Source organism: Rhizobium sp. RAF36, from assembly GCF_052114105.1.
Classification (GTDB): domain Bacteria; phylum Pseudomonadota; class Alphaproteobacteria; order Rhizobiales; family Rhizobiaceae; genus Rhizobium.
Genome location: NZ_JBFREC010000002.1, coordinates 273541 through 298253 on the forward strand (window position 1 = coordinate 273541; position 24713 = coordinate 298253).

The following is a 24713-nucleotide window of genomic DNA, read 5'->3' on the forward strand; positions in this document are numbered from 1 at the left end:
GCTGGAGCAAAGAGCATGTGTCGTTGGGCAGCCTATCGCGGAGACCCCCTCTATCTGGAGGAGCTGGTGTCGTCGCCTGCCCATTCGCTGATCGAACAGTCGCATTGCGCCACCCGCGCCAAGACCGCCACCAACGGCGATGGTTTCGGCATCGCCTGGTATGGCGATCGCTCGGAGCCGGGGCGCTACCGCGATATTCTTCCGGCCTGGGCCGATTGCAATCTGAAGAGCCTGGCGCGCCAGATCCGCTCACCGCTGTTCCTCGCACATGTGCGCGCCGCGACCGGCGGCGGTACGCGCCGCGACAATTGCCACCCTTTCACCCACGAAAACTGGTCGTTCATGCACAATGGCCAGATTGGCGGCTTCGAGCGGCTGCGCCGGCCGATGGAAGCGATGCTCGATGACGAGCTCTTCCACGCCAGAAGCGGCACGACGGATTCGGAGCTGATGTTTCTGCTCGCCATGCAGTTCGGCCTCCGTCAGGCGCCGGTCGCCGCCATGTCGGAGATGGTAAGCTTCGTCGAAGGACTGGCCGAAAACATTCTCGGTGATGCCCATCTCCGCTTCACCGCCGCCTTTTCCGATGGCGCATCGCTCTACGGCATCCGCTATGCGACGGACCGCAAGGCGCCAACCCTTTACGCATCGCCGATGCGGATGGGTCATTGCCTGGTGTCGGAGCCGTTGAATGATGATGTCGATGCCTGGATGGAAATCCCGGATGGCAGCGCCGTCACCGTCAACGAGGCGGGAATCACGATTACGCCGTTCCAGCCTGAGCGGCGGGTGGAAAGAGCAGCAAGCCTGGCTATCTCTGCCTGAGCCGTTCGGCGATCAGGGCAGCAAGCTTTTCCGCCACATCTTCTTTCGCCATATCAGGCCATTGGTCGATGCCTGCGCGGCTGATGAGCTTCACGCTGTTGCGCGTCCCGCCCATGATGCCGGTCGCCGGAGACACGTCGTTGGCGACGATCATGTCGGCACCCTTGCGCTCCAGCTTCGTCTTGGCATTGCTCTCGACATCCTGCGTTTCGGCGGCAAAACCGACGACGATTTTCGGCCGCATCGTATGATGGCCGACGGTTTTGAGGATGTCCGGATTCTCGGTTAGCGCCAGCGTCGGGATGGATTCGCCGGGATGCTTCTTGATCTTCTGGTCGGCGGCCGAGGCCACCCGCCAGTCGGCAACGGCGGCTACCATCACGGCGATATCGGCAGGCAGCGCTGCCAGCACGGCGTCGCGCATCTCTTCGGCCCGCTCGACATGGATGGTTTTCACGCCAGAAGGGTCTGGGATCGTCACCGGTCCCGAAACCAGCGTCACATCGGCGCCGAGTTTGGCAAGTGCGGCCGCGATCGCATGCCCCTGGCGCCCGGATGAGCGGTTGGCGATGTAACGGACCGGGTCGATCGGCTCGTGGGTCGGGCCTGACGTGACCACAGCCTTGCGTCCGGCAAGCGGCTTCGGTCCGTCGTCCAGAAGCGCCTCGGCTGCGGCGACGATTTCCAGCGGCTCCGCCATCCGGCCGACACCGGCCTCGCGGCTCTCGGCCATCTCGCCGGCCATCGGCCCGATCATGCGGATGCCGTCGGCAGTAAGGGTCGCGACGTTGCGCCGGGTGGCCGGATGCGCCCACATCCTCGGGTTCATCGCAGGCGCGGCAAGCACCGGCTTGTCGGTCGCAAGCAACACGGTTGAGGCAAGATCGTCGGCCAGCCCATTCGCCATCTTCGCCAGCAGATCGGCGGTCGCCGGCGCGATCAGCACCAGATCGCAATCGCGCGCCAGGCGGATATGTCCGACGTCCTGTTCGTCCTGCCGGGAAAAGAGATCGGTGAAGACATGATCGGCAGCAAGCGCGCCGACGGCAAGCGGCGTCACGAATTCCTGCGCGCCTGATGTCATGACCGGGCGCACCGATGCGCCGCGTTCACGCAGCCTGCGGATCAGGTCGAGGCTCTTATAGGCCGCGATGCCACCCGAGATGATAAGCAGGATGCGTTTGCCGCTGAGAGCCATGGCCTTTTACCCGTCGTCCTATTGGTCGAACGACCCTAAGCCTTTGGCGAATAACATGCAATGCGCGGCTGGTCAGTGGGCCCGCCGCTTGCGGGAGGGCGTGAAGATGGCAATCGCCAAGCCGACGCCGGCGAGCTGCAGGATCGAGCCGCCTGCTTCGGCAACCGTCGGCAGCCGCTGCTCGAACAGGAAGCCGAAGATCAGGCCGAACACCGTTTCGGCCACGATCAGCTGCGCGGCAAGCGCCAGCGGCAGCCGCTTGGAGGCGATCATCCAGAGCAGGGTCGCAAGCCAGGCGCCGGCCAGCCCCATGATCAGCGACCAGAGGATGAAGCGCAGAAGTTCCGCTCCGGTGAAGACGATATCGGTCCCGATCGAGGTAAAGGGAATGAGCACCAGGCAGCCGATCCCGGCGCCGATGCCCTGCAAGCCCGTCCATTGCAGGATATCGGGCGCATCGGGCGATTGCATCGCCGCCGTGCTCGCCAGCCCGTAGATCACCCAGAGCGTCAGGCCGATCAGCGCCGATCCGATGCCGAGCCAGATCGCGCTCTGGTCGCCCGAAGGCGTTGCCGCGAAGATCGAGACATTGACCCAGCCGATGCCGGCCGCGATCAGGATCAGCGGCAGCGCAAGCAGCTTCCAGGCGACCGAGCGGTCGCGCAGGTTGGCGATGATGGCGAGCAGTACCGGCATGGTGCCGATAACGAGCGGCGGAATGGCTGCCCCCGCAAGCCGCACCGCATAGGCGACGCTGACGAAATAGCCGACATAGCCGATGCCGCCGAGCAATAGCGCGGTGATCGCCATGCGCGGCCTGATATTCTTCGGCCGGAACCGCGGGCTGACCATCAGCACGATGCTGGCCAGCGCAAACAGTCCATAGCGCGTGACCGTCAGATCCATGGTCGTGAACGGCGCGATGGCGCGCGGCACGACGAAGGTCAGTCCCCACAACGCACAGGTGGCGAGGCCGCAAAGAATACCGAGAAGCATGAAGCACCGGAGGCACAAGGGCCGGAAGATGAGATGGATTTCAGCATCGTTGATAGGCTTGGCCGCGCCCGGAAACAAGTCTCACCAGCGACATCTAGCGGGCGATTTCGGCGCAGAAGTCGATGAAGGCTCGGACCTTGGCCGGCACGTGATGCCGCGAGGGGTAGAAGCAGTGCAGCGGAAAGGTTTCGCCCGGCCAATCCGGGTAGAGATCGACCAGTTGCCCGCTGTCGAGATAGGGCTTCATGCCGAGCGAAAACACCTGGGCAATGCCGATGCCGGCGAGACATGTGGCAAGCGTCGTCCCGGCATCGTTGACGAGAATCCGTCCGCGCGTGGCGATCGGCACCACTTCCTCGCCGCGCCGCAGTTCCCATTCGAAGGGCTTTCCAGTGAGCGGATCCTGATACTGGATGCAGGTGTGATCGCCGAGATCCTCAGGAAGCCGGGGGCGTCCATAGCGTTCGAGATAGGCGGGGGCCGCGACCGTGATGACCCGCGTCCGAAACAGCTGCCGGGAAATCAGCGCGCTTCTGGCCGGGATCTCTCCGAAGCGCACCGCCACATCCATGCCATCGGCCACCAGGTCGCCGATCTCGTTGCGGGTGATGATTTCGAGCTGGAGATCAGGATAGCGATCAAGAAAGGTGCCAAGCTCCGGTGCCAGGATCAGCCTGGAGAAATAGGGATCGGCGTTGACGCGAAGGCGCCCGCGCACCGCCTGTGCGGTGCCAGCGGCATAACTGGCCGCTTCTTCGATGCCGCCGAGCAGGGGCACGACCTGTTCGTAGAAGCGCGCACCGTCATCGGTCAATCTGAGCGACCGCGTCGTCCTGTCGAGGAGCCGGACGCCGATCCGCCCCTCCAGCCGCGATATGGCACGGCTAACGCCCGATGCGGTTAAACCAAGTGCCTCGGCGGCGCGCGCAAAACTGCCGCTTTCGACCACCGCCGCCAGCACGCTGACACCATTCAGCAGTCGTCCGTCCAACATCATCTGATCCGTGATTTTCTGTCATGAATAATATGACAAAAGCGCAATTCAGTCAAAAATGAATTGCGTGCATCTTCCGCGCATCGCGGCGGCCTGTTGCTGCCGGAAAAGGAGCGTGACGATGTTTGCAGTAACTGGAGTGACGGGTCAGGTCGGCGCGGTGGTGGCCGAGCGATTGCTGGCTGGACGCCATGCCGTGCGCGCCGTGATGCGCAATGCGGAAAAGGGAAAGGCGTGGCGGGATAGCGGTGCTGAAATCGCGATCGCCGAGATGACGGATGCGGACGCGCTCGCCAAGGCTTTCGAGGGTGCCGAAGGCGTCTTCGTGCTGCTGCCGCCTGCCTTCAATCCGGCGCCGGGCTTTCCGCAGGCGCGCGCCATCATTGAGGCGGTGAAGGCAGCGGTGATTGCGGCAAGCCCGAGGAAGATCGTTTGCCTCTCCACCATCGGCGCTCAGGCGCAGCAGGAAAACCTTCTGACCCAGCTCGGTATTGCCGAGCAGGTCTTTTCCGCGCTGCCGGTGCCGGTCGCGTTCCTGCGGGCCGCCTGGTTCATGGAGAATTCCGCCTGGGATATCGCTTCAGCGCGGGAAAGCGGCGTGATGCCGAGCTTCCTTCAACCGCTCGACAAGCCGGTGCCAATGGTCGCGGTTCGCGATGTCGGCGCGACCGCCGCCGGAATGCTGCAGGAAACCTGGACGGGGCGCCGCATCGTCGAACTGGAGGGCCCCTCCCGCATCACGCCGTTACAGATGGCCGAAGCTCTTTCGCTAGTACTCGGCCGGCAGGTCCGTGCTGAGGCGGTTGCAAGGGAAAGCTGGAGCGAACTGTTCCTTTCGCAGGGCATGCAGAACCCCGGCCCGCGTATGCGCATGCTCGATGGTTTCAACGAAGGCTGGATCGAGTTCGAAGCCGGCGCGAGCGGTTCGCGAAAGGCAAAGACGGATTTCGAAACGGCGATCCGCACGCTGATCGAAACCCGCTGACGCGAAAGGCCGCGGCGCTCTCGTGCCGCGGCCTTGCTTCGATGTTGAAAGGCTTACGTGCGGGTGATCGATGCGCCGCCATCGACCAGCGATGCCGTGCCGCTGACGAAGCTCGAGTCGTCGGAGGCGAGGTAGAGCACCGATTGGGCAATCTCTTCCGGCTTGGCGACGCGCTTCAGCGCATGCAGGTTGGTGATGAAGCCCTGCTTGTCTTCGGTGTCGTTCATCTCGCGATACATGTCAGTGTCGACGCCACCGGGCAGCACGGCATTGACGCGCACATTCTGCGCCCCGAATTCGGCGGCAAGCGTCTGTGTCAGGCCGATCAGGCCGGATTTGCTGGCTGCATAGCCGGCAACGCCGGGGAAAGAGAAGCTGTAGCCGACGAATGTCGAGGTGAAGATCACCGAGCCGCCGCCAGTCTTGACCATGGCGCCGATCTGGTGCTTGGCGGCAAGGAAGGAGGCGACGAGGTTGATCGTCAGCGCTTCGGTAAAGCCTGCTTCGGAAACCTCAGTGCTCGGGCCCGCTTCGCCGAGGATGCCGGCATTGTTGAAGGCGATGTCGAGCTTGCCGCAATTGCCGACGGCAGTGGCGACAAGTGCCTTGTGGTAATCCTCCGAGCGTACGTCGCCCGCAACTGCGATGGCAGTGCCACCGGCTTCCTTGATTTCGGCAACGAGGCTATCGAGCTGCGCTTGACGGCGGGCGCCGACCACGACCTTGGCGCCTTCGGCGGCAAACAACTTGGCCGTCGAACGGCCGATACCCGAGCTTGCGCCGGTGACGATTGCAACTTTGTTGTTCAGGCGGTTCATAATTCCATCTCCTATTTGCGGGGCGTTGTGCCCCTTCGATGAGTGGAAGATGGCATTTTCCAGTTGTTCGGATTAGTCTGCAAATGGTGGAACTCGATTTCGGAAATACCGAACAATGATCAAGATTGAGGGAATTGCGGCTTTCGTCGCCGTGGTCGAGGCCGGTTCGGTCAGCGAAGCGGCACGTAGGCTCCGCCTGTCGAAATCCGTCGTCAGCGAACGCCTTGCGGAACTTGAGAAAACGCTGGGCGGCCTGCTTCTCCATCGCACCACCCGCAAGCTGACGCTGACGGAGGATGGGACTGCCTTTCTGGAGCGCGCGCTGCGCATCGTCCACGAGGTGGAGGAAGCTTCAGCCAGCATGGCGGAGCGCCGCGGCACGCTTGCAGGGCCGCTGCGGATTGCCGCCCCCGTCACTTTCGGGCGCATGCATCTTGGGCCCGCCCTCTATCCGTTTCTCGCCGAGCATCCGGAAATCGCCCTGACGCTCGATATTGACGATCGCCGCGTCGATGCGGCGTCGGAAGGCTACGACGCCATCATTCGCAACGGCCCGATCGCCGACTCGCGTCTTGTCGCCTGGAAACTCGCTCCGAGCCGCCGCATGCTTGTCGCCTCGCCGGACTATCTTGCCAAGGTGGGCATCCCGCGCACTCTGGCCAGTCTTCAGGAGCACAGGGGACTTTTCTACACCAATCGCGGTGTTGCCGACTGGCGCTTCCAGACCGCAGAGGGTGTCGCCGTAGTGCGCGCCCAACTGGCGATGGGCATGAACAATGGCGACATGCTGCGCGATGCGGCGATCGCGGGTCTCGGGATTGCGCTTCTGCCAGCCTTCATCGCCGGACCGGCCATTAGCGAGGGTGCGCTTGCCGAGATCGACGTTGGCAGCACGCCAGAACCGGAATTCATCTACATGGCCCATCCCGAAGGCCGCAATCCTTCTGCCAAGCTGCGCGCCATTGCCGATCACCTGAAGAAGGTTTTCGGCGATCCGCCCTATTGGGATCGGCCCGCATCCTGAAGCTGGAGATCTAGAGCAGGCTCATCAGGTTTTCTGTGACCGGCGAGCGCTGAGTCTTGAGTACTGCAAGCGCCAGCCGGGCAACGGCCGGCGGTCCCTCGATCGGCCGGTACGCGACGCCGTCGAGCCTGATCTGCGCTATCGATTCCGGAACGATGGACACGCCGAGTTCCGCGGCCACCAGATTGACGACCGATGAGATTTGCGGCGCTTCCTGCGCCACTTCAAGTTCGAAGCCCGCTTTCCGGCAGGCGAGCACAACGTCGTCGAACAGGCTGAGCCCCACAAGCCGCGGAAAGAGGATGAACGGCTCGTTGGCGAGCAGCGAGAGCGGCAGTGCGGCGCGCTTTGCCAGCGGATGACTTGCCGGAAGTGCGATAACCATCGGTTCGTCGGCAAGCCGCTTCAGCCGGACACCGGGCGGATCATCTAGGCTCGGGCGCATGAAAGTCGCGTCGAGTTCGCCGCGGTGCAGTTTCTCCATCAGCGCCAGCGTGTTCATCTCGGTCAATGACAGCCGTACCCCAGGCCATTGTGCCTGGAAGCGCCGGATCGTAGCGCTGACCACGGTGTTGAATGCCGAGGACGCGGTGAAGCCTAGTGCCAGCCGCCCAGTCTCGCCGCGGTTCGCCCGTTGCGCTGCAAGCTTGGCTTTCTCGGCGGCGGCGAGCGATGCTTTCGCCTCACCGAGAAAGGCTTCACCGGCCGCCGTCAGTTCCGCCCCGTGCGGCACTCGATGAAAAAGCGCAGCCCCCACTTCCGCCTCCAGATCGCGGATCTGCTGGCTGAGCGGAGGCTGGCCGATGCCGAGCTTGGCTGCGGCGCGGGTGAAATTGCGCTCCTCGGCAACAGCCAGGAAATAACGGATATGCCGGAGCTCCATCTGCATTATCTCCAAAAGCTATCGAGAATGGTTGTTCCATATATTGGAAAAATTGCGCCTTGCTGGCTAGATCAAAGGCGAAAGGCGCCTGATATGCCAAAGACAGCAGCAAGAATGAGCGACATTTCTCCGGTTGAGGCGCAGGCGATGGCGCCTGCAAGGGATTATCTGACCCGCGGCACCGCGTCCTACCGGCGGGCGAGTCTTGCCTTGTTCCTGTCAGGCTTCTCGACCTTCTCGCTGCTTTATTGCGTCCAGCCGCTGCTTCCGGTCTTCGCCTCCGAGTTCGCCGTCAGCCCGGCGGAGAGCTCTCTGGCGCTGTCGCTCTCAACGGGATTTCTGGCAATCGCCATCGTCTGCGCCGCCGCCGTTTCCGAAGGTCTCGGCCGCCGCAGCCTGATGTCGATTTCGCTCATCGGTGCCTCGCTCTTGACGATCGCCGCCGCTTTCTCACCGGATTGGCACTTGCTGCTGGTGCTGCGCGCCATGCAAGGTCTCGTTCTCGGCGGCGTGCCCGCTGTGGCAATGGCCTATCTTGCCGAAGAGATCGATCCGAAAGGGCTCGGCGCCACCATGGGCCTTTATGTCGGCGGAACGGCCTTCGGCGGCATGTCCGGCCGGGTATTGACCGGGATTTTTGCCGAATATCTGAGCTGGCGCCCGGCGATGGCGCTGATGGGGACGATCGGACTGGCCGCGGCGATCGGCTTCATTCTGCTGCTTCCGGCGTCGCGCAATTTCATCCGCCGCCCGGGCTTCGACCCGCGCTTTCATCTCCGGGCATGGATCGGCCACCTCCGCAATCCGGCACTTCCCTTCGTCTTCGCCATCGCCTTCCTGGCGATGGGCTCCTTCGTGACGATCTACAACTACGCTGGCTTCCGGCTCGTCGCGCCGCCCTATGAACTCACGCAAACCGAACTCGGCCTGATCTTTACCGTCTACATGTTCGGCATCGGCGCCTCATCGATAGGCGGCATCCTTGGTGATCGTTTCGGCCATTTCGCCGTGCTGCTCACCGGCCTTGCCGTCACGGCTCTCGGCAGCGCTCTCACACTATCAGCGTCCCTGCCTGTCATCATCCTCGGCATCATCGTACTGACCAGCGGCTTCTTCATGAGTCACTCGATCGCCAGCGGCCTGGTCGGCAAGCTGGCAAAGGGTACCAAGGGCCACGCGTCCTCGCTCTACATGCTCGCCTACTACGTCGGCTCCAGCGTCATGGGCTCGGCCGGAGGCTGGTTCTTCTCGGCTGAAGGATGGTCGGCGGTCGTCTTCTTCACGCTCGCCATGCTCGCCTGCGCTTTTGCCGCTGCCTATGCGGCAAGGCGGCTTTCGAGCGTTCAGAGTTAGGCGAAAATCTCAACCAAGCCGGATATACGGCACGTCCTTCTTGGCAACCTCGTCAAGCGCATCCTCGTATCCGGCGTCCGCGTAGCGCATGACGCCGAGCGCCGTGTCGTTGGTCAGCGCGTGGTCGAGGCGCTCGTCGGCGTCATCGGTGCCGTCGGCAACGACGGTGACGCCACAGCTCGTCATGTAGCCGGCATAGCCGCCGCCGCCGGAATGGACGACGACAAGATCGGCCATCGACGAGCAGAGCATCATGGCGTCGATCAGAGGCCAGTCGGCGATCGCGTCGGAGCCGTCCTTCATCCGCTCGGTCATGATATTCGGATGTGCCATGGCGCCGGCATCCAGGTGGTCGCGGGAGAAGGCGACAGGCCCCTTCAATTCGCCACTGGCGACCAGCTGGTTGACCCTCCGCGCCAGCGCCGTGCGCTCGCCATGACCAAGCCAGGCGATACGGGCGGGAAGGCCTTCGAAGGGCACATGTTCGCGCGCCAGCCGGATCCAGTTGGTGATGATCTTGTTGTCAGGAAACATTTCGAGCAGCAGATCGTCGATCCGCGCGATGTCGCTTTCCTCACCTGACAAGGCCATCCAGCGGAACGGGCCGATGGCACGGGCAAAAAGCGGGCGCAGATAGGCTTCGGTGAAGATCGGAATGTCGAAGGCGTTCTGAACGCCGCCTTCCTTGGCCTGGGTGCGGATCAGGTTGCCGTTGTCGAAAACTTCGGAGCCCTTCTTCTGGAATTCCAGCATGGCCGTGACGTGCTGGACGATCGAGGCGCGGCTGGCCGCCATCAGTTGCCCCTGACCGTCGTCGCGCAATTCTTTCACCTGCGCGATGCTCATGCCCTTCGGCACGTAGCCATAGACGAGGTCGTGGGCCGAGGTCTGGTCGGTGACTACATCGGGCACGATGCCGCGCCGGGCAATCTCCGGGTAGACTTCTGCCGCGTTGCCGACGAGGCCGACCGAAAGCGCGCGCTTTTCCTTGACGGCGTCATCGATCATCTGGAGAGCCGTATCGAGGTCAGGCGCGATTTCCTGCAGATAGCCGATCTCCTGGCGCTTCTTCGCCCTGTCGGCATCGATATCGACGCAGAGGATCGCGGCACCTGCCATACGCCCGGCGAGCGGCTGCGCGCCACCCATCCCGCCAAGGCCCGCCGTCAGCACGAAGCGGCCGGAGAGGTCTCCGCCGAAACGGCGCTCGGCGATGCGCATGAAGATCTCGTAGGTGCCCTGGATGACGCCTTGGCTGCCGATATATTGCCAGGCGCCGGCCGTCAGCCCGCCCCAGCAGATCAGCCCCTTGCGCTGCAGCTCGTAGAACACCTCAGCCTTTGCCCATTGCCCGACGATGTTGCAGTTGGCCATGATCACCAGTGGCGCCTTGGCGTGTGTCTTCACCAGGCCGATCGGCTTGCCGGACTGGATCAGCAGTGTCTGGTCCTCGTCCATCTCGGTCAGCGCCTTGACGATGCCCTTATGGGCCGCCCAGTTACGCGCCGCCTTGCCGAGAGCCGCGTAGACGATCAGATTTTCCGGGTCTTCGCCGACCGAGAGCACGTTTTCGAGAAGCCGCAGCAATGCCTCCTGCCGCCAGCCCTTGGCGCGCAGCTCCGGCCCGCCGGGAATAGGAAATTTCGGGTGGCGTGGATTCTGCTTCGGCATCGTGATGTTCCTCGTAATATGGTTCCCGCTTCTCCCCGCTGGGGAGAAGGGAATGCTCAGGCCTTAGATGCCAGCGCGTAGCGCGCGATCTCGATGCCCATCGCCTTTTCGACGGAGGGATAAACCGTCGGGTCGAGAACGCTGGCCGAAAGCGGAATGATGTCCATCGGCACATGCAGGATGAAGATATGCATGCCCGCCTGCAGCTGGCCGACGGACAGCGGTTCGCCGTCAGGGGAGAGCGTGGTGATGACGGACGGGAAGGTCGCGACGCGCGTACCGCCAGCGTCGTCTACGGCCATATATTCGTTCATCACATGCATCGTCACCGCATTGTCGCCGGAGCCGACGACGATCGTGCCGATATCGAAGGCTTCCTTGGTATAGACCACGTCCTTCTTGGTGATGATGCCTTCGGTGAGAATGCTGCCGCCTGTCGTTTTGCAGATCGCGTCGATCACCGCCGATCCGCCCTTTTTCTCGGCGGCGATGATCGCCTCGCCAAGCGCCAGCGCCATCGAGATGCCGCCGAGTGCGGCATTCCTGCGTACATAGGAGGCCCGCAGCGGGTTGCGGCAGGAGGCGATGAAGCCGCCGGATTGATCGGATGCGGCGCGCAGGATCGGCGAGATCTTCGCCGTCGCGCCCTTTACGACGAGCTCGATATAGCGGTTCTCGGCGCGATTGCCGCCGACCGCCGTCTGAATCATCTGCTCCGGCGAACCGGCCATGCCGATCGACCCCATGTCGCCGGTCGGATGCGCACGGATATCGCCGACGGCGTCGACAACCTTGGTGCCGAGAATGGCCGAGGGAAGCCAGCCGTTCAGCGTCGAAGACTTGCCGTTCTGGCCGATGATCAGGCCCGAAAGCTTCTCGCCAAGCTCTTCCTGCAGCAGTTGCACGGCCTTGACGTAGTCGATGCCTTGCATTTCCCAAGGCGTGGTCGAGGCGGGCGCGCCGATGGCCGCAGCCGTCGCGATCCAGTCGTCATCTTTGAGTTCGTCGATGGAAACCAGCTCCGGCTTGCCGACATTGACCGCGGCATAGCCGAGCATCCGGCCATGGTCGGCCCAGCCGCCGCCGCCTGCCGCATAGACGGAGCCACCCTTGACCGCAGCCTCGACGTCCTTCTCAACGAGTATGCGTCCCATCAGGCCTTCTCCTCATTCAAGCTCTTGTCCATGTCGCGGACCGCCTCAAACAGCACGGCGGCGCCGAGCGCGATGTCGTCATTTTCCGCCCACTCGTCGGCGCAATGGCTGCGGCCTTCCTTGCAGGGCACGAAAATCATCGCGGCGGGCGCGACCTTGGCGACCCAGGCCGTATCGTGACCGGCACCCGATGCCATCCGCCGATGCTTGGCGCCGACGGTGTCGCAGGCCTGTTCCAGAATTTTCAGCAGCCGCGGATCACCGGGCGTCGGATAATTGTCGGAAACGCGGTTCGGCGACTTGATGGTTACGCCCTGCGCGATCGCCAGCTTGATCACATGGGCATCCAGCCACTCGCAGAAAGCCTCCATGTCGCCGCGGATCTCGGCGCGCCCGTCGATCAGCAGCACGACTTTCGACGGCACCACATTGGCGGCATTCGGTTCGATCCGAAACTCGCCGACCGTTGCCGCAAAATGCCCCGGCGTCTTCGCCCGCTGGGCCGCGGCTTCGCGAATGTCGAGCACCAGCTGCGAGGCGGCAACCAGCGCATCGACACGCCCGTCCATCGGCGTCGTTCCGGCATGATCAGCGCGGCCCTCGACGGTGATTTCGATCCGGGTGATCCCGGCGATCGCCGTGACGATGCCCACATCCTTCTTCTCGTTCTCGAGGATCGGGCCCTGCTCGATATGCAGCTCGAGGAAACCTTTCAGGTCGGGCCGGCTCTGCGAGAGCAGCGTCGCGGGGTCACCGCCGACTTCGGTGATGCCGTCGGCGAGCGTGCGGTCGCCATTTGTGCGCGACAGCCATGCTTCCGGGATCTGACCGGTCATGCCGCGGCTGCCGATGCAGGAGACACCGAAGATGCTGACTTCCTCTGCCAGAAAGTCGATGATCTCCAGGTCGTGATCCAGCTGGATATTCTGATCCGCCAGCGATCGCGCCACTTCCAGCGCCGTGATCGTTCCGGCAATGCCGTCGAACCGCCCGCCGTCAGGCACGGTATCGGAATGCGAGCCGACCATGATCGTCCCGAGGCCCGGCTTCGTTCCCGCGCGGCGGCCGATCAGGTTGCCGGCGGCGTCCATCCGCGTCTCAAGCCCGGCGGCCTTCATCCGCGCCTCGATATAGGCGCGGCCCTCAAGGAAGAGCGGCGAGAAGGCGCGGCGCGTCCAGGGGTGATCCGGTTCAGTGATCTTTGCCAGCGCATCGATGTCTTCGGCGATGCGTCCGGCGTTGACGGGCAGGTTGCGGCTCATGCGGATTCTCCAGAAAGGACGTGGCGGGGCAGCGGGCGGACGAACTTGCCGTTGCCCGGCTCGGAAAGCACCTTGGCGCCATCGGTTATCTTTTCGCCGCGCAGATAGGCGGCCGAAACGCTCCAGGGCAGGCGGATGCCGTGATAGGGGCTCCAGCCGACGATATTGTTGCCACTCGCGGCTGCGTCGTAAACGGTCTCGCGTGGCTCGAGCACGACGATATCGGCGTCTTTGCCCGGTGTCAGCGCACCCTTGATGTGGTCAAGGCGGAAATGCTTCGCAGGGTTCTCGGCCATCAGCTTGGCCGCCCAGGTGAGCGATATGCCGCGCTCGAGCGCGCCCTTCACGAACAGCGGCACCATGACTTCCAGGCCCGGCACGCCGGAAGAGTTCGCCAGCATATCCGGATTGGTCTTGCGGTTTTCTGACCAGCTGACGTGATCGGTCGAAACCAGCCAGACATTGCCCTCGGCGACCTTGCGCCACAGCGTCTCGACTTCGGCGCGCGGGCGGATCGGCGGGTTGATCTTCGCCTTGCCGCCGAGCCGCTTCACGTCATTTTCCTCGTCCAGCGTCAGGTAGTGGATGCAGCATTCGACCGTCGCCTCGAAGCCGTCGCGGCGGTAGGCGCGGGCAATGTCGTAGCCCCGGCCGAGCGAGCAATGCACGACATGCGACGGGCAGCCGGTGTTGGCGCCGGTCTCGAAGATCGTGTGCATCGCCAGCAACTCGGTGATCGGCGGACGGGAGAGGCCATGGGCACGCCAGTCTGTGATGCCGCTCGCCTTGACCTTTTCCATATAGGTGCGGACGGCCTCGTCATCCTCGTTATGGACGCCGGCCGTCAGGCCGGTCGGGGCGATGGCCGCGAAGCATTCGTCAAGCAGGGCAGGGGGAATGCGCGGGAAGCGCTTGGCATCCGTGCCGAAGGTGGAGAACTTGAAGGCCGCAACACCGGCATCCACCATCTCGCGGATGCGCTTCGCGCCTTCTTCGGGATCGACGGTACCATAGAGCGCGAAATCCACGCGTGCCTGCGGGCCGGCATGGTCCATCTTTTTCTTTACCGCTTCGGCTGAGCAGACCAGATTGCCCTCGTCATAGGGCATGTCGACGATCGTGGTGACGCCGCCTGCGGCAGCCGAGCGGGTCGACCAGATGAAGTCTTCCTGATTCTTCTGCGACAGCGAATGTGTCTGCGCATCGATCGCGCCGGGCAGGATCAGAGCCTTGCCGAGCAGATGCCTTTCCCGGGCGGCAGGCGGGATGCCCTGGCCGACTTCGGCTATCTTGCCGTCGCGGACGGCGACATAGCCCTGCTCCAGAATGCGTTCTGGCAGAACGACCGTACCCTGTAGAACGAGATCGAAATCAGCCATGCCGCTTTCCTCTATGCTTGAATTTCAGAGAACCATCGGCTCGGTGGCGAGCCGTTCTTCGATGCGCTCCAGCGAGCCGAGCGCGAAGAAATCGTCGAAGGAGGCGATTGGCATTTCGGCTATCAGCTTCGAGACAAAGGCGTCAGAGCCCAGGTCCTCTTCGATCGCTTCGACCTCCGCCGAAAGCGGCCGGTCCACCGTATAGAATTCGGCATGGCTGCGAACGACCTCATAGATCATCCCCGCCACGCCCTTCGGCTTGTCGCCAAGGATATCGGCGGCCTGCGCAGACAATAGGGCCTCCAATGCCGCGAGGCGGCGGAGTGCGCGCGTCTGGCGTTCGAAACGCTCGATCACGAGCGGCAGGAAAGCAGCTTCGTCTTCAAGACCGGCCGCCACCACGAGAGACTGCGCCGAGACAGGATTGGACATCGACAGCACGCGGGAGAAGATTTCACCGGCGAGCTTGATGATCGGGCCGAAGCCTGTGGCGATCTTGCCCGGAGGAACGAGATTGACAGGCAGATCGCGGCGCTGGCCATTGCCGAGGATGACGCAACGGTTGAAGGCGTTGCGCGCCGCGTGCGCCATGCAGAGCGCTGCGGATTCAAGCAGGATCGTCACGTCGAGCGGCAGCGAACCGCCCGATGTCATCACCCGGCCCTCGACGACGACAGGATTGTCGTCGGAACGGCCCGTCGCAGCCAGAATTTTATGTCCGGTGGAGAGAAGGTTTTCGATCACCGCGCCGAACACCTGCGCGATCATGCGCAGGCTCAGCGGGTCTTGAACATGCGTTGCGACCGGCCAGTCCCAAGGGTCCGAGGCGTTGCAAAGCCATGATCCGATTAGCGCCTCGCGGGCCGTGCCGACATGGCGGACGGCCTTCCAGGGGTCGCGTGAGGCGCCAAGCGCACCGGCTGCCATCATGCCCGTCGCAAGAAGGACGCGGATCGAAGCGGCGGCATTGCGGGTCGCTTCGCCGGCGGCGGCAAAGCTCACGGCATTGACGCTGAGCGAAGCCAGGCTGTCACGCGGCGCCATCCTGACGGGCTGCAACCCCGCCGCCTGGAACGCTTCGGCCGCCTGCATGCGCTTGCCGCGATAGACGGCCTCGCCAACGCCCGTGAGCACTGCGCCGATCTGGCCCATCAGGCCGATATCGGCGCAGCCGATCGAGCCTGTCCGGCGCACCAGCGGAATAAGATCGGCGTCGAGAAGCCGCATATAGGCTTCGATCAGTTCCGCCGTGCAACCGACCTGGCCCGTCAGCGCCGTATTGATGCGGATCGCCATCGCATTGCGCACGACGGCGCAGGAAAAGGGAGTGCCGGTGCCGAAATGGTGAGCGCGCACCAGCCCGAGATTGAAGGCTTCGAGCTCGTCATTCGACCACTCGACATCCTTCATGGCGCCGACGCCTGTCGTCGAGCCATAGACCGGCACGCCGGAATTGATGGCCGCTTCGACGATCAAGCGGGCGTGCTGGATTCGTGCCATGCCTGCTGCCGAAGCAGAAAGCGCCACTTTGCCCGATCCGATCCTCACCATCTCCGCAAAGCCGAGAGGTTGGCCGGACAATTCTATGCCGGGGCGTTCATGCTTCATCTGCTGGTCTCCTTGAAGCCGAGACTAAGCGAGTGCGTCACACCATGGGATATCCCAAATGCCGAACACAGCATGCATTTGCTTTGCCTGAAGTCAGCTCAACGTCCAGGCAATATAGAGAAGCGTCAAGGCAATTATCCAGAGAGCAATCCGGGCCGAGCGGTTGTGCCGTGCCTCGGACTTGCCGATCGCCTCAGTGGTCTGCTCGTCGAAGCGCAATCCATGCTCGCTCATGTGCAGCAGCTGGTGATGGAATTTCTCCGTCTGCGCGGCGATCTCGGGCACGGCTTCGGCAAGCTTCACGGCCGCTTTCAACCCGTCCTTCAGATCGGTAACGATGCGCTTCGGGCCGAGGTTGTTGCGGATCCATTCGCCGACGACAGGCTCGGACGCCTTCCACATGTTGAAGCGCGGATTGAGCATGCGCGACACGCCTTCCACCACGACCATGGTTTTCTGCAGCATCACCAGCTCGGGCCGCGTCTGCATGTCGAAGAGCTCGGTGACTTCGAAGAGCAGCGTCAGAAGCTTGCCCATCGAGATCGTCTCTGCCGGCTGGCCGTGGATCGGTTCGCCGATCGCGCGGATCGCCTGCGCAAAGCTCTCGACATTGTGGTGGCCGGGAACGTAACCGGCCTCGAAATGCACTTCGGCGACACGGATATAGTCGCGGGTGATAAAGCCGTAGAGGATCTCGGCCAGGAAGCGCCGTTCCTTCTTTCCGAGTCGTCCAACGATCCCCATGTCGACGGCGACGATCATGCCCTGCGCATCGACGAAAAGATTGCCCGGATGCATGTCGGCATGAAAAAAGCCATCGCGCAGCGTATGGCGCAGGAAGGACTGGATCAGCGTATCGGCAAGCGCGTTCAAATCGTGTCCGGCGGCCAGCAGCCCCTCGACATCGGACATCTTCACGCCGTCGATCCACTCCATTGTGATGACGTCGCGGCCGGTGCGCTCCCAATCGACCTTCGGTACCCGGAAGCCCGGATCCTTTTCGGTATTTTCCGCAATCTCGGAAAGGGCTGCCGCCTCGAGGCGCAGATCCATCTCCACCTTGGTGGTCTGCTCCAGCGTCTTGGTGACTTCCACCGGCTGCAGACGCCGGCTGGAGGGCATGAAACGTTCCTGCAGGCGGGCGACGAGATACATCGCCTCGATGTCATGGCCGAAACGCTGCCGCACGCCGGGCCGGACAACCTTGACGGCCACCTTCTTGCGGCCGTCGGTGCCATCGACTTCCGCCGGATGAACCTGGGCGATCGATGCCGCAGCAATCGGATCACCGAAGCTTGCGTAGAGTTCTTCGATTGGCCGCCCGAGAGAGCCTTCGATATTGGCCTTTGCCGCCGCAATCGGGAAAAAGGTCATCCGATCCTGCAGCTGCGACAGATCATTGGCAAAATCGACGCCGACGACATCGGGCCGAGTTGCCAGAAACTGTCCGATCTTGACATAGGAAGGGCCAAGCCGCTCGACCGCCTGCGCCAGACGGTCGCTGCGCTTCTGCCGCTTTGCCTTGCTGCGCTCGAAAATGCTGACGAAGGATTTGGCAAGCGCCACCACGGGCGGAAGCCCTTCGGACGGCAGGGCCGATACGACACCCTCGCGCACCAGCACCCAGCCGACGCGCCAAAGCCGGAAATATGCGCCGAAAGCACTCATGCGGCTGCCCTCATTCCTGTGCTCGTCACAGGAATCCAGTTACGGCGCGTCTGCGCCGTGAACAAAGCAGCAATCTCATGAGAGTCTCCCGCGCCCAAGGACTTGGGCGCACTGGATTCCTGTGACAAGCACAGGAATGAGGGAGGAACCGTATCTATTCCCATTTTCCCTCAGAGCTTCCAGCCAGAATGCAGGGCTGCAATGCCGCCGGTATAATTCGTATATGACACGCGTGAAAAGCCAGCGCCCCGGATCATCGCGGCAAAGTTCGCCTGGTTGGGGAACTTGCGGATCGATTCCACCAGATACTGGTAGGGCTCGGCATCGCCGGTGATCGCCTTGCCGAACTTCGGGATCGCGTTGAACGACCAGGCATCATAGACCTTGTCCAGCAGCGGCAGATCAACTTCGGAGAATTCGAGGACGAGCAGACGTCCGCCGCGTTTCAGCACGCGATAGGCTTCCGACAGCGCCACGTCGATGCGCGGCACGTTGCGGATGCCGAAGGCGATCGTATAGGCATCGAAGCTGTTGGCCTCGAACGGCAGGTCTTCGGCATTGGCCTCGACGAAGGTGAGATTGTCGGAGAGCTTCTTCTTCTCGGCCCGCTCGGCGCCGACGCCGAGCATCGAGCCGTTGATGTCGAGCACGGTCGCATGCGCCAGCCGGTTGGAAGCTTCGATGATCCGGAAGGCGATGTCGCCGGTGCCGCCGGCAACGTCGAGCACCTTGTAGCCCGGTTCCTTGCGCGGGTTCAGCGATGCGATCATCGCGTCCTTCCAGACGCGGTGCATGCCGGCAGACATGACGTCGTTCATGATGTCGTAGCGCTTGGCGACCTTGTGAAAGACCTCGTTGACGAGGCCCTGCTTCTCGCCGTTCGACACTTCACGGAAACCGTAGGACGTTTCCATGCCGCCATCGGCGGAAGTGCGGCTGTCTGACATCGGAAAACTCCGTTACTCGAAATCGGTGCGGCGACCATAGCGAAACGATGCTTTGGACGCTATCTGTAGGCGCGGATCGCAAGCCGCGGCCTTCTGGCGCTATAGCGCACATCGCCAGCGGTTGAAATACGTTTAGCTACAGATGGGTAACGATGCCGGAATTGCCAGAAGTCGAAACCGTCAGGCGCGGCCTGACCCCCGCGATGGAGGGCGCGCGCATCGAGCGGCTGGAGCTTCGCCGCGGCAATCTGCGCTTCCCGTTTCCGGAGAAATTCGAGGCCGATGTCACCGGCCGCACGATCATCGGTCTCGGGCGCCGCGCCAAATATCTGCTGATCGATCTCGATAGCGGCAAGACCATCATTTCGCATCTCGGCATGTCCGGCTCCTTCCGGATCGAGGAGGGGCCTCAGGAAGCCGTACCAGGCGACTTCCATCACGAGCGCTCGAAAGACGAGAAGCACGACCACGCTATCTTCCATCTGGAGAGCAGCAAGGGACCAAGGCGCGTCATCTATAATGACCCCCGCCGTTTCGGCTTCATGGATATTGCCGAGCGTTCGGAACTGCAGACCAATCCGTTCCTTTTTGGCCTTGGACCCGAGCCGACAGGCAACGAACTCAGCGCCGCCTATCTCGCCGAACGTTTCGCAGGCAAGGCGCAGCCATTGAAGAGCGCACTGCTCGATCAGAAGAATATCGCCGGTCTCGGCAATATCTATGTCTGCGAAGCGCTATGGCGCTCGCATATCCTGCCGACACAAGCCGCGAAAACGCTGGTCACCAAGACCGGGAAGCCGAAAGAATCGCTGGAGCTGCTCGTCTCGTCGATCCGCGATGTGATCGCCGATGCGATCAAGGCCGGCGGTTCGTCGCTGCGCGACCATATCCAGACGGACGGTTCGCTCGGCTATTTCCAGCATTCCTTCTCGGTCTATGACCGCGAAGGCGATCCTTGCCGCACGCCCGGCTGCGGCGGTACGGTTTCGCGTATCGTCCAGGCGGGCCGCTCCACCTTCTATTGCCCCGTCTGCCAGAAATAGGGAGAAACGCATGGCCTACGAAACCCTGATCGTCGAAACCCGCGGCAATGTCGGCCTGATCACGCTGAACCGGCCGCAGGCCCTCAATGCGCTGAATTCTAGGGTGTTGAGCGAGCTGAAGCAGGCCTATGCGGATTTTCATGCCGACGACGCCGTTGGCGCGATCGTCCTGACCGGCTCAGAACGGGCTTTCGCGGCAGGCGCCGATATCAAGGAAATGCAGCCGCTCGAATTCGCCGATATATATAAGGCCGAATTCATCGGCGGCTGGGACGAGATTGCCAAGGCACGCAAGCCTGTGATCGCCGCCGTCAGCGGCTTCGCACTCGGCGGCGGATGCGAACTGGCAATGATGTGCGATTTCATCATCGCTTCCGAGACGGCCAAGTTCGGCCAGCCGGAAATCACCCTCGGCGTCATTCCCGGCATGGGCGGCTCGCAGCGGCTCACAAGGGCGGTCGGCAAGTCGAAGGCGATGGATATGGTGCTGACGGGCCGGATGATGGATGCGGCCGAGGCCGAGCGCGCGGGACTCGTTTCGCGTGTGGTGGCGCCGGAGCGCCTGCTCGACGAGGCGCTGGAGGCCGCCGCCAAGATCGCCTCCTTGTCGCGCCCATCGGTGCTGATGGCCAAGGAAGCCGTCAGCCGCGCCTTCGAGGTGACGCTCGAAGAAGGTCTGCGTTTCGAGCGCCGTCTCTTTCACAGCCTGTTTGCCACCGACGATCAGAAAGAGGGGATGACGGCGTTCATCGAAAAGCGTAAACCAGACTTCAAGCACCGCTGATGGGCATTCAGTGGAGAAAGGCTGCGTTTCCGTGAAAATCCGCGTTGACGCGGCCCGGCTTTAGAGTTATATGCCCGCCCACGGTTCGGGAAGCCGCTCTGGTTTTCCGATTATGCTCCCGCATTGCTGGATATTGTGGCCGCAGGGCCCGCGGTGATGGCGGAGTTTTGTTCGAATTCTTTTGAGAGGCATCCATGGCCAATACAGCTTCGGCGAAAAAAGCGACCCGCAAGATCGCCCGCCGCACCGACGTCAACAAGGCTCGTCGCTCGCGCGTTCGCACGTTCGTCCGCCAGGTCGAAGAGGCACTCGCATCCGGCGACGCTTCCAAGGCTAAGGAAGCCTTCCTCGCAGCGCAGCCGGAACTGGCACGCGCCGCAAGCAAGGGCGTCCTTCACGCCAACACGGCATCCCGCAAGATCTCGCGTCTTGCTGCCCGTCTGAAGACGCTCTCGGCGTCCGCAAGCGCATAACATTTCGTTAACGAACTGCTCGTTATGATTAGCCCGGTAATTTTACCGGGCTTTTTCGATTCCGCGATCTGGCCTTTGTATGGCGAATTCAGCGACGATTTCGTGTCGGGCGGATGACACTAAAAATCGTTTAATATCAAATGCTTGCGCTAGGTTCTTTCAACGCCGCGCGACTCTCCCCCCTCCGGAAGGGGGGCGAAATGAGTCAAGCGGATTTTTATTTTTTTTCTTTCATAGCGTGTCGAAAATACCCACTTTGGGAATCTCATTGATTCTTCTGCGATTCTTTTTTGACACCGGCGTGACGCCCTAAACCGGTGCCCGGAGTCAATGGCCCCTCCTTAATTTTGCGTAAAATTCATCGTTGATATCCGCAACCGATCCTGCCTAAATGACTTCCAGCAAAGGGCGCGGACATCACCTGAAAAGGTTCAGTCTTAACTGCCATACCGGCAGGGCGATGAGTTTGTATCTTTTGTCGCGGAGCAGTCTATCTCTCCGTTTTTTCAAGCACTTGAGCATATTTGCACCGCGGCCGTGGCTGGTCTCGGAACGGATAGCTTTTGTGCGCTCGACGGCTGCACGTTTAAGGTGAAGCCGAAGGGGATGGGGAAACTACATTTGTGTTCCGGTTGGTTAGCGGGCGAACGAGGGCCGCCAGCCAGTACGGTTAGGAGACAACATGACGGAGGCCCCATGATGGCGGTTTCCGCCACGGGTTTCTGCGCCGCTCTCTTTTGGAGCTGGGACATCTGTATTGAGTGAACCGGCAAGCCTGCGGCTCATGAGGGGACGCCAGCCTGTCTAACGGGGAAAATTGATCGGGCGGCCGTTTTTTCGGATGACCGCCCGGTGAAATGAAATTGGAAGGCGGCATGATGCAGATGAATTCTATGGCAGCGGGTGCACTTGAGAACGGGGACAAGGCATCGGCATTTGGCTCTACTTCGCTTGAGGCGGCAGGAGAAAAGGGAGACATGAAACATGGCGTACTTTTTGAGCGCGTTAGCGCCCGTCTGAAGGCACAGGTCGGCCCGGACGTATATGCAAGCTGGTTCCAGCGTCTGAAGCTTCATTCGGTCTCCAAGAGCGTCGTACGGCTTACTGTTCCGACGACCTTTCTGAAGTCCTGGATTAACAACCGTTATCTGGATCTGATCACCAGCCTGTTCCAGCAGGAAGATGCGGAAATCCTGAAAGTCGAAATTCTCGTGCGCACCGCAACGCGCGCTGGCGTCAAGCCTGCCGATGAGGTGGCTACCCAAGAGCCGTCCTCACAGGTCACGCCGATCCGCCGTCCGGCATCGGCCCAGCCGGCCGGTCACGCCGTCCAGCAGGCCGTTTCCGCTGCAGCAGCGGCACGTCCGGTAACCTTCGGCCAGCCGCTGTTCGGCTCGCCGCTGGATTCCCGCTTCACCTTCGACACCTTTGTCGAGGGCAGCTCCAACCGCGTTGCATTGGCAGCTGCCAAAACCATCGCGGAAGCAGGCCAGGGCGCCGTGCGCTTCAACCCGCTCTTCGTTCATTCGACGGTCGGCCTCGGCAAGACGCATCTGCTGCAGGCGATTGCCAATGCTGCTGTCCAGAACCCCCGCGCCCTGCGCGTGGTCTATCTGACGGCCGAATACTTCATGTGGCGCTTCGCAACGGCGATCCGCGACAATGATGCGCTGACGCTGAAGGACTCGCTGCGCAACATCGACCTCCTGATCATCGACGACATGCAGTTCCTGCAGGGCAAGATGATCCAGCACGAGTTCTGCCACCTACTCAACATGCTGCTCGACAGCGCCAAGCAGGTCGTGGTCGCTGCCGACCGCGCCCCTTGGGAGCTGGAATCGCTCGATCCGCGCGTCCGTTCGCGCCTGCAGGGCGGTGTGGCGATCGAGCTCGACGGTCCGGACTATGAGATGCGTCTCGAGATCCTCAAGCGCCGTCTGGCCGTTGCCCGCGTCGAAGATCCGTCGCTGGAAATTCCGGCCGAGCTGATGTCGCATGTTGCCCGCAGCGTCACCGCCAGCGGCCGCGAACTGGAAGGCGCCTTCAACCAGCTGATCTTCCGCCGCTCCTTCGAGCCCAACCTGTCGATCGAACGCGTCGATGAGCTTCTCGCGCATCTGGTCGGCTCCGGCGAACCGCGCCGTGTTCGCATCGAGGACATCCAGCGCATCGTCGCGCGCCATTACAATGTCTCGCGCCAGGAACTGGTCTCGAACCGCCGCACGCGTGTCATCGTCAAGCCGCGCCAGATCGCCATGTATCTGTCGAAGACGCTGACGCCACGCTCCTTCCCGGAGATCGGCCGCCGCTTCGGTGGACGTGACCACACGACCGTGCTTCATGCCGTTCGCAAGATCGAGGAACTGATCTCCGAAGACACCAAGCTGTCGCACGAGATCGAGCTGCTGAAGCGCCTGATCAACGAATAGCGCGCCCTTGAGCGCTGGAAATCTGCGGCCGGGAGCGATCCCGGCCCTTTTCTTTTTACGGGCCTTTTATTCTGTACATCCCCTCCAAAGACGGCTCAAAGTGAAGCGGTCGCTGCTTGGGAGGGAACAGGATGAGCTTCAGGAAAATCGCCGTTGTCGGTCTCGGCAAGGTCGGACGTCTCGCCGCAACGCTTCTGCATGAAGGCGGTTTCGAGGTCACCGGCGTCGATGCCCAGCTTCCGCTGTCGGATGTGCCCTTCACCTGCCGGACCGGTGACATCTCGAACGCCGCTGTTGCGGCCGAACTCCTCTCCGGCGTCGAGGCCGTCCTGTCCTGCCTGCCCTATCACCTGAACATCGCGCTTGCTCGCGCTGCGCATGCTGCCGGCGTCCACTATTTCGATCTCACCGAAGATGTGCCGACGACGAATTTCATCATCGAGCTGTCGAAGACCGCGCGCGGCCTCATGGCGCCGCAATGCGGTCTGGCGCCGGGCTTCGTCGGCATCGTCGGCGCGAGCCTTGCCGACGGTTTCGAACGCTGCCGCTCGATCCGCATGCGCGTCGGCGCCTTGCCGCAGCATCCGACCGGGCTTCTGGGCTATGCCTTCAACTGGTCGCCCGAAGGCGTGGTCAACGAATATCTGAACGATTGCGAGGTTATCGAGGGCGGTGTGCGCAAGCTCGTTTCGCCGATGGAGTGGCACGAGACGATCTATGTCGAAGGCGTCAAGCTCGAGGCCTTCACCACCTCCGGCGGGCTCGGAACCATGTGCGATACGCTGCTCGGCAAGGTCGAGAACCTCGACTACAAGACCATGCGCTATCCCGGCCACATGGAGCTGATGAATTTCTTCTTCCACGAACTGTTGATGCGCGACCAGCGCAAGCTTGCCGGCCAGATCCTGACCGACGCCAAGCCGCCCGTCGATGACGACGTCGTCTACGTCCATGTCGCCGCCGAAGGCACCGAGCGCGGCAGTCTGCGCCGCAAGGAATTCGTCAGGGCCTATTATCCGATCGAAGTCGCTGGAGAGAGGCGGACGGCAATCGCCTGGACCACATCAGCCTCGGTCGTCGCCGTCATCGAAATGGTGCGCGACGGACTGTTGCCATCGACCGGTTTCCTGCACCAGGAACATATCCCGCTCGACACCTTCCTGCAGACCCCGACCGGTAGCCTGTTCAAGGCCAGAAGCGCCAGCAGGCATTAGGCGCA

General features: G+C 62.4%; 21 protein-coding genes. 9 read left to right on the forward strand and 12 right to left on the reverse strand.

Annotation, left to right across the window (positions count from 1 at the left end; all coding sequences use genetic code 11):
• Window positions 1-15 precede the first annotated feature (15 nt).
• Window positions 16-825 (forward strand): class II glutamine amidotransferase, encoded by an 810-nt coding sequence (locus AB4Z25_RS07275; RefSeq protein ID WP_112538394.1) that lies wholly within the window; start codon window positions 16-18, stop codon window positions 823-825.
• Here the strand turns inward: AB4Z25_RS07275 and coaBC are convergent.
• The 3 genes from coaBC to AB4Z25_RS07290 all read right to left on the reverse strand — a co-directional run bounded on the left by coaBC (window position 812) and on the right by AB4Z25_RS07290 (window position 4013).
• Window positions 812-2023: a bifunctional phosphopantothenoylcysteine decarboxylase/phosphopantothenate--cysteine ligase CoaBC gene (coaBC, locus tag AB4Z25_RS07280; protein WP_112538395.1), complete on the reverse strand. Its 1212-nt coding sequence runs from the start codon at window positions 2021-2023 to the stop codon at window positions 812-814. The genes AB4Z25_RS07275 and coaBC overlap by 14 nt on opposite strands.
• Window positions 2024-2095: 72 nt before the next feature.
• Entirely contained in the window at window positions 2096-3019 is a 924-nt protein-coding gene (locus tag AB4Z25_RS07285) for a DMT family transporter (protein ID WP_112538631.1), read from the reverse strand.
• A gap of 94 nt (window positions 3020-3113) precedes the next feature.
• Window positions 3114-4013, reverse strand: coding sequence for a LysR family transcriptional regulator (locus tag AB4Z25_RS07290; protein WP_112385387.1), 900 nt, complete (start codon window positions 4011-4013; stop codon window positions 3114-3116).
• A 121-nt stretch (window positions 4014-4134) separates the two neighbouring features.
• On the opposite strand from AB4Z25_RS07290, the gene AB4Z25_RS07295 reads away from it, so the two are divergent.
• Window positions 4135-4998 carry an NmrA family NAD(P)-binding protein gene (locus AB4Z25_RS07295; RefSeq protein WP_112538396.1) on the forward strand — a complete coding sequence of 288 codons (864 nt, stop codon included), beginning with the start codon at window positions 4135-4137 and terminating at the stop codon, window positions 4996-4998.
• A 53-nt stretch (window positions 4999-5051) separates the two neighbouring features.
• Here the strand turns inward: AB4Z25_RS07295 and AB4Z25_RS07300 are convergent, their stop codons facing one another.
• Entirely contained in the window at window positions 5052-5816 is a 765-nt protein-coding gene (locus tag AB4Z25_RS07300; RefSeq protein ID WP_112538397.1) for an SDR family oxidoreductase, read from the reverse strand.
• 115 nt (window positions 5817-5931) lie between these two features.
• Between AB4Z25_RS07300 and AB4Z25_RS07305 the strand changes: the two genes are divergently transcribed.
• A complete protein-coding gene (locus AB4Z25_RS07305) occupies window positions 5932-6840 on the forward strand; it encodes a LysR family transcriptional regulator (protein ID WP_112538398.1) in 909 nt (302 codons plus the stop codon).
• Between the two features lie 10 nt (window positions 6841-6850).
• On the opposite strand, the gene AB4Z25_RS07310 is transcribed toward AB4Z25_RS07305, so the two are convergent.
• Window positions 6851-7723, reverse strand: coding sequence for a LysR family transcriptional regulator (locus AB4Z25_RS07310; protein ID WP_112538399.1), 873 nt, complete (start codon window positions 7721-7723; stop codon window positions 6851-6853).
• Between the two features lie 114 nt (window positions 7724-7837).
• On the opposite strand from AB4Z25_RS07310, the gene AB4Z25_RS07315 reads away from it, so the two are divergent.
• Window positions 7838-9076 carry an MFS transporter gene (locus AB4Z25_RS07315; protein ID WP_112538400.1) on the forward strand — a complete coding sequence of 413 codons (1239 nt, stop codon included), beginning with the start codon at window positions 7838-7840 and terminating at the stop codon, window positions 9074-9076.
• A 9-nt stretch (window positions 9077-9085) separates the two neighbouring features.
• Here the strand turns inward: AB4Z25_RS07315 and AB4Z25_RS07320 are convergent, their stop codons facing one another.
• From AB4Z25_RS07320 to ubiE, 7 genes are all read right to left on the reverse strand, one after another.
• Window positions 9086-10747: a urocanate hydratase gene (locus AB4Z25_RS07320; RefSeq protein WP_112538401.1), complete on the reverse strand. Its 1662-nt coding sequence runs from the start codon at window positions 10745-10747 to the stop codon at window positions 9086-9088.
• 56 nt (window positions 10748-10803) lie between these two features.
• A complete protein-coding gene (locus tag AB4Z25_RS07325; RefSeq protein ID WP_112538402.1) occupies window positions 10804-11901 on the reverse strand; it encodes an S-methyl thiohydantoin desulfurase domain-containing protein in 1098 nt (365 codons plus the stop codon).
• Window positions 11901-13163 (reverse strand): Zn-dependent hydrolase, encoded by a 1263-nt coding sequence (locus AB4Z25_RS07330; protein ID WP_112538403.1) that lies wholly within the window; start codon window positions 13161-13163, stop codon window positions 11901-11903. Before AB4Z25_RS07330 ends, AB4Z25_RS07325 begins: the two co-directional genes overlap by 1 nt.
• Entirely contained in the window at window positions 13160-14542 is a 1383-nt protein-coding gene (locus AB4Z25_RS07335) for an amidohydrolase family protein (protein WP_112538404.1), read from the reverse strand. The genes AB4Z25_RS07330 and AB4Z25_RS07335 overlap by 4 nt, the downstream gene beginning before the upstream one ends.
• 24 nt (window positions 14543-14566) lie before the next feature.
• The gene (locus AB4Z25_RS07340) at window positions 14567-16150 is read right to left on the reverse strand and encodes an aromatic amino acid ammonia-lyase (RefSeq protein WP_112538405.1); all 1584 of its coding nucleotides are present in this window, start codon (window positions 16148-16150) and stop codon (window positions 14567-14569) included.
• A 93-nt stretch (window positions 16151-16243) separates the two neighbouring features.
• A complete protein-coding gene (ubiB, locus tag AB4Z25_RS07345; RefSeq protein WP_112538406.1) occupies window positions 16244-17818 on the reverse strand; it encodes a 2-polyprenylphenol 6-hydroxylase in 1575 nt (524 codons plus the stop codon).
• 170 nt (window positions 17819-17988) lie between these two features.
• Window positions 17989-18765: a bifunctional demethylmenaquinone methyltransferase/2-methoxy-6-polyprenyl-1,4-benzoquinol methylase UbiE gene (gene ubiE / locus AB4Z25_RS07350; RefSeq protein WP_112538407.1), complete on the reverse strand. Its 777-nt coding sequence runs from the start codon at window positions 18763-18765 to the stop codon at window positions 17989-17991.
• A 152-nt stretch (window positions 18766-18917) separates the two neighbouring features.
• Here ubiE and mutM point away from each other — a divergent pair, with 152 nt between their 5' ends.
• The 5 genes from mutM to AB4Z25_RS07375 all read left to right on the forward strand — a co-directional run bounded on the left by mutM (window position 18918) and on the right by AB4Z25_RS07375 (window position 24708).
• Window positions 18918-19808 (forward strand): bifunctional DNA-formamidopyrimidine glycosylase/DNA-(apurinic or apyrimidinic site) lyase, encoded by an 891-nt coding sequence (mutM, locus tag AB4Z25_RS07355; protein ID WP_112538408.1) that lies wholly within the window; start codon window positions 18918-18920, stop codon window positions 19806-19808.
• A gap of 10 nt (window positions 19809-19818) precedes the next feature.
• Complete coding sequence (locus tag AB4Z25_RS07360; protein ID WP_112385226.1) at window positions 19819-20592, forward strand: enoyl-CoA hydratase; 774 nt, start codon at window positions 19819-19821, stop codon at window positions 20590-20592.
• Between the two features lie 194 nt (window positions 20593-20786).
• Window positions 20787-21065, forward strand: coding sequence for a 30S ribosomal protein S20 (rpsT, locus tag AB4Z25_RS07365; protein WP_112385227.1), 279 nt, complete (start codon window positions 20787-20789; stop codon window positions 21063-21065).
• An 878-nt stretch (window positions 21066-21943) separates the two neighbouring features.
• Complete coding sequence (dnaA, locus tag AB4Z25_RS07370) at window positions 21944-23494, forward strand: chromosomal replication initiator protein DnaA (protein ID WP_112538632.1); 1551 nt, start codon at window positions 21944-21946, stop codon at window positions 23492-23494.
• A gap of 131 nt (window positions 23495-23625) precedes the next feature.
• A complete protein-coding gene (locus tag AB4Z25_RS07375) occupies window positions 23626-24708 on the forward strand; it encodes a saccharopine dehydrogenase C-terminal domain-containing protein (RefSeq protein ID WP_112514122.1) in 1083 nt (360 codons plus the stop codon).
• Window positions 24709-24713: the final 5 nt, after the last annotated feature.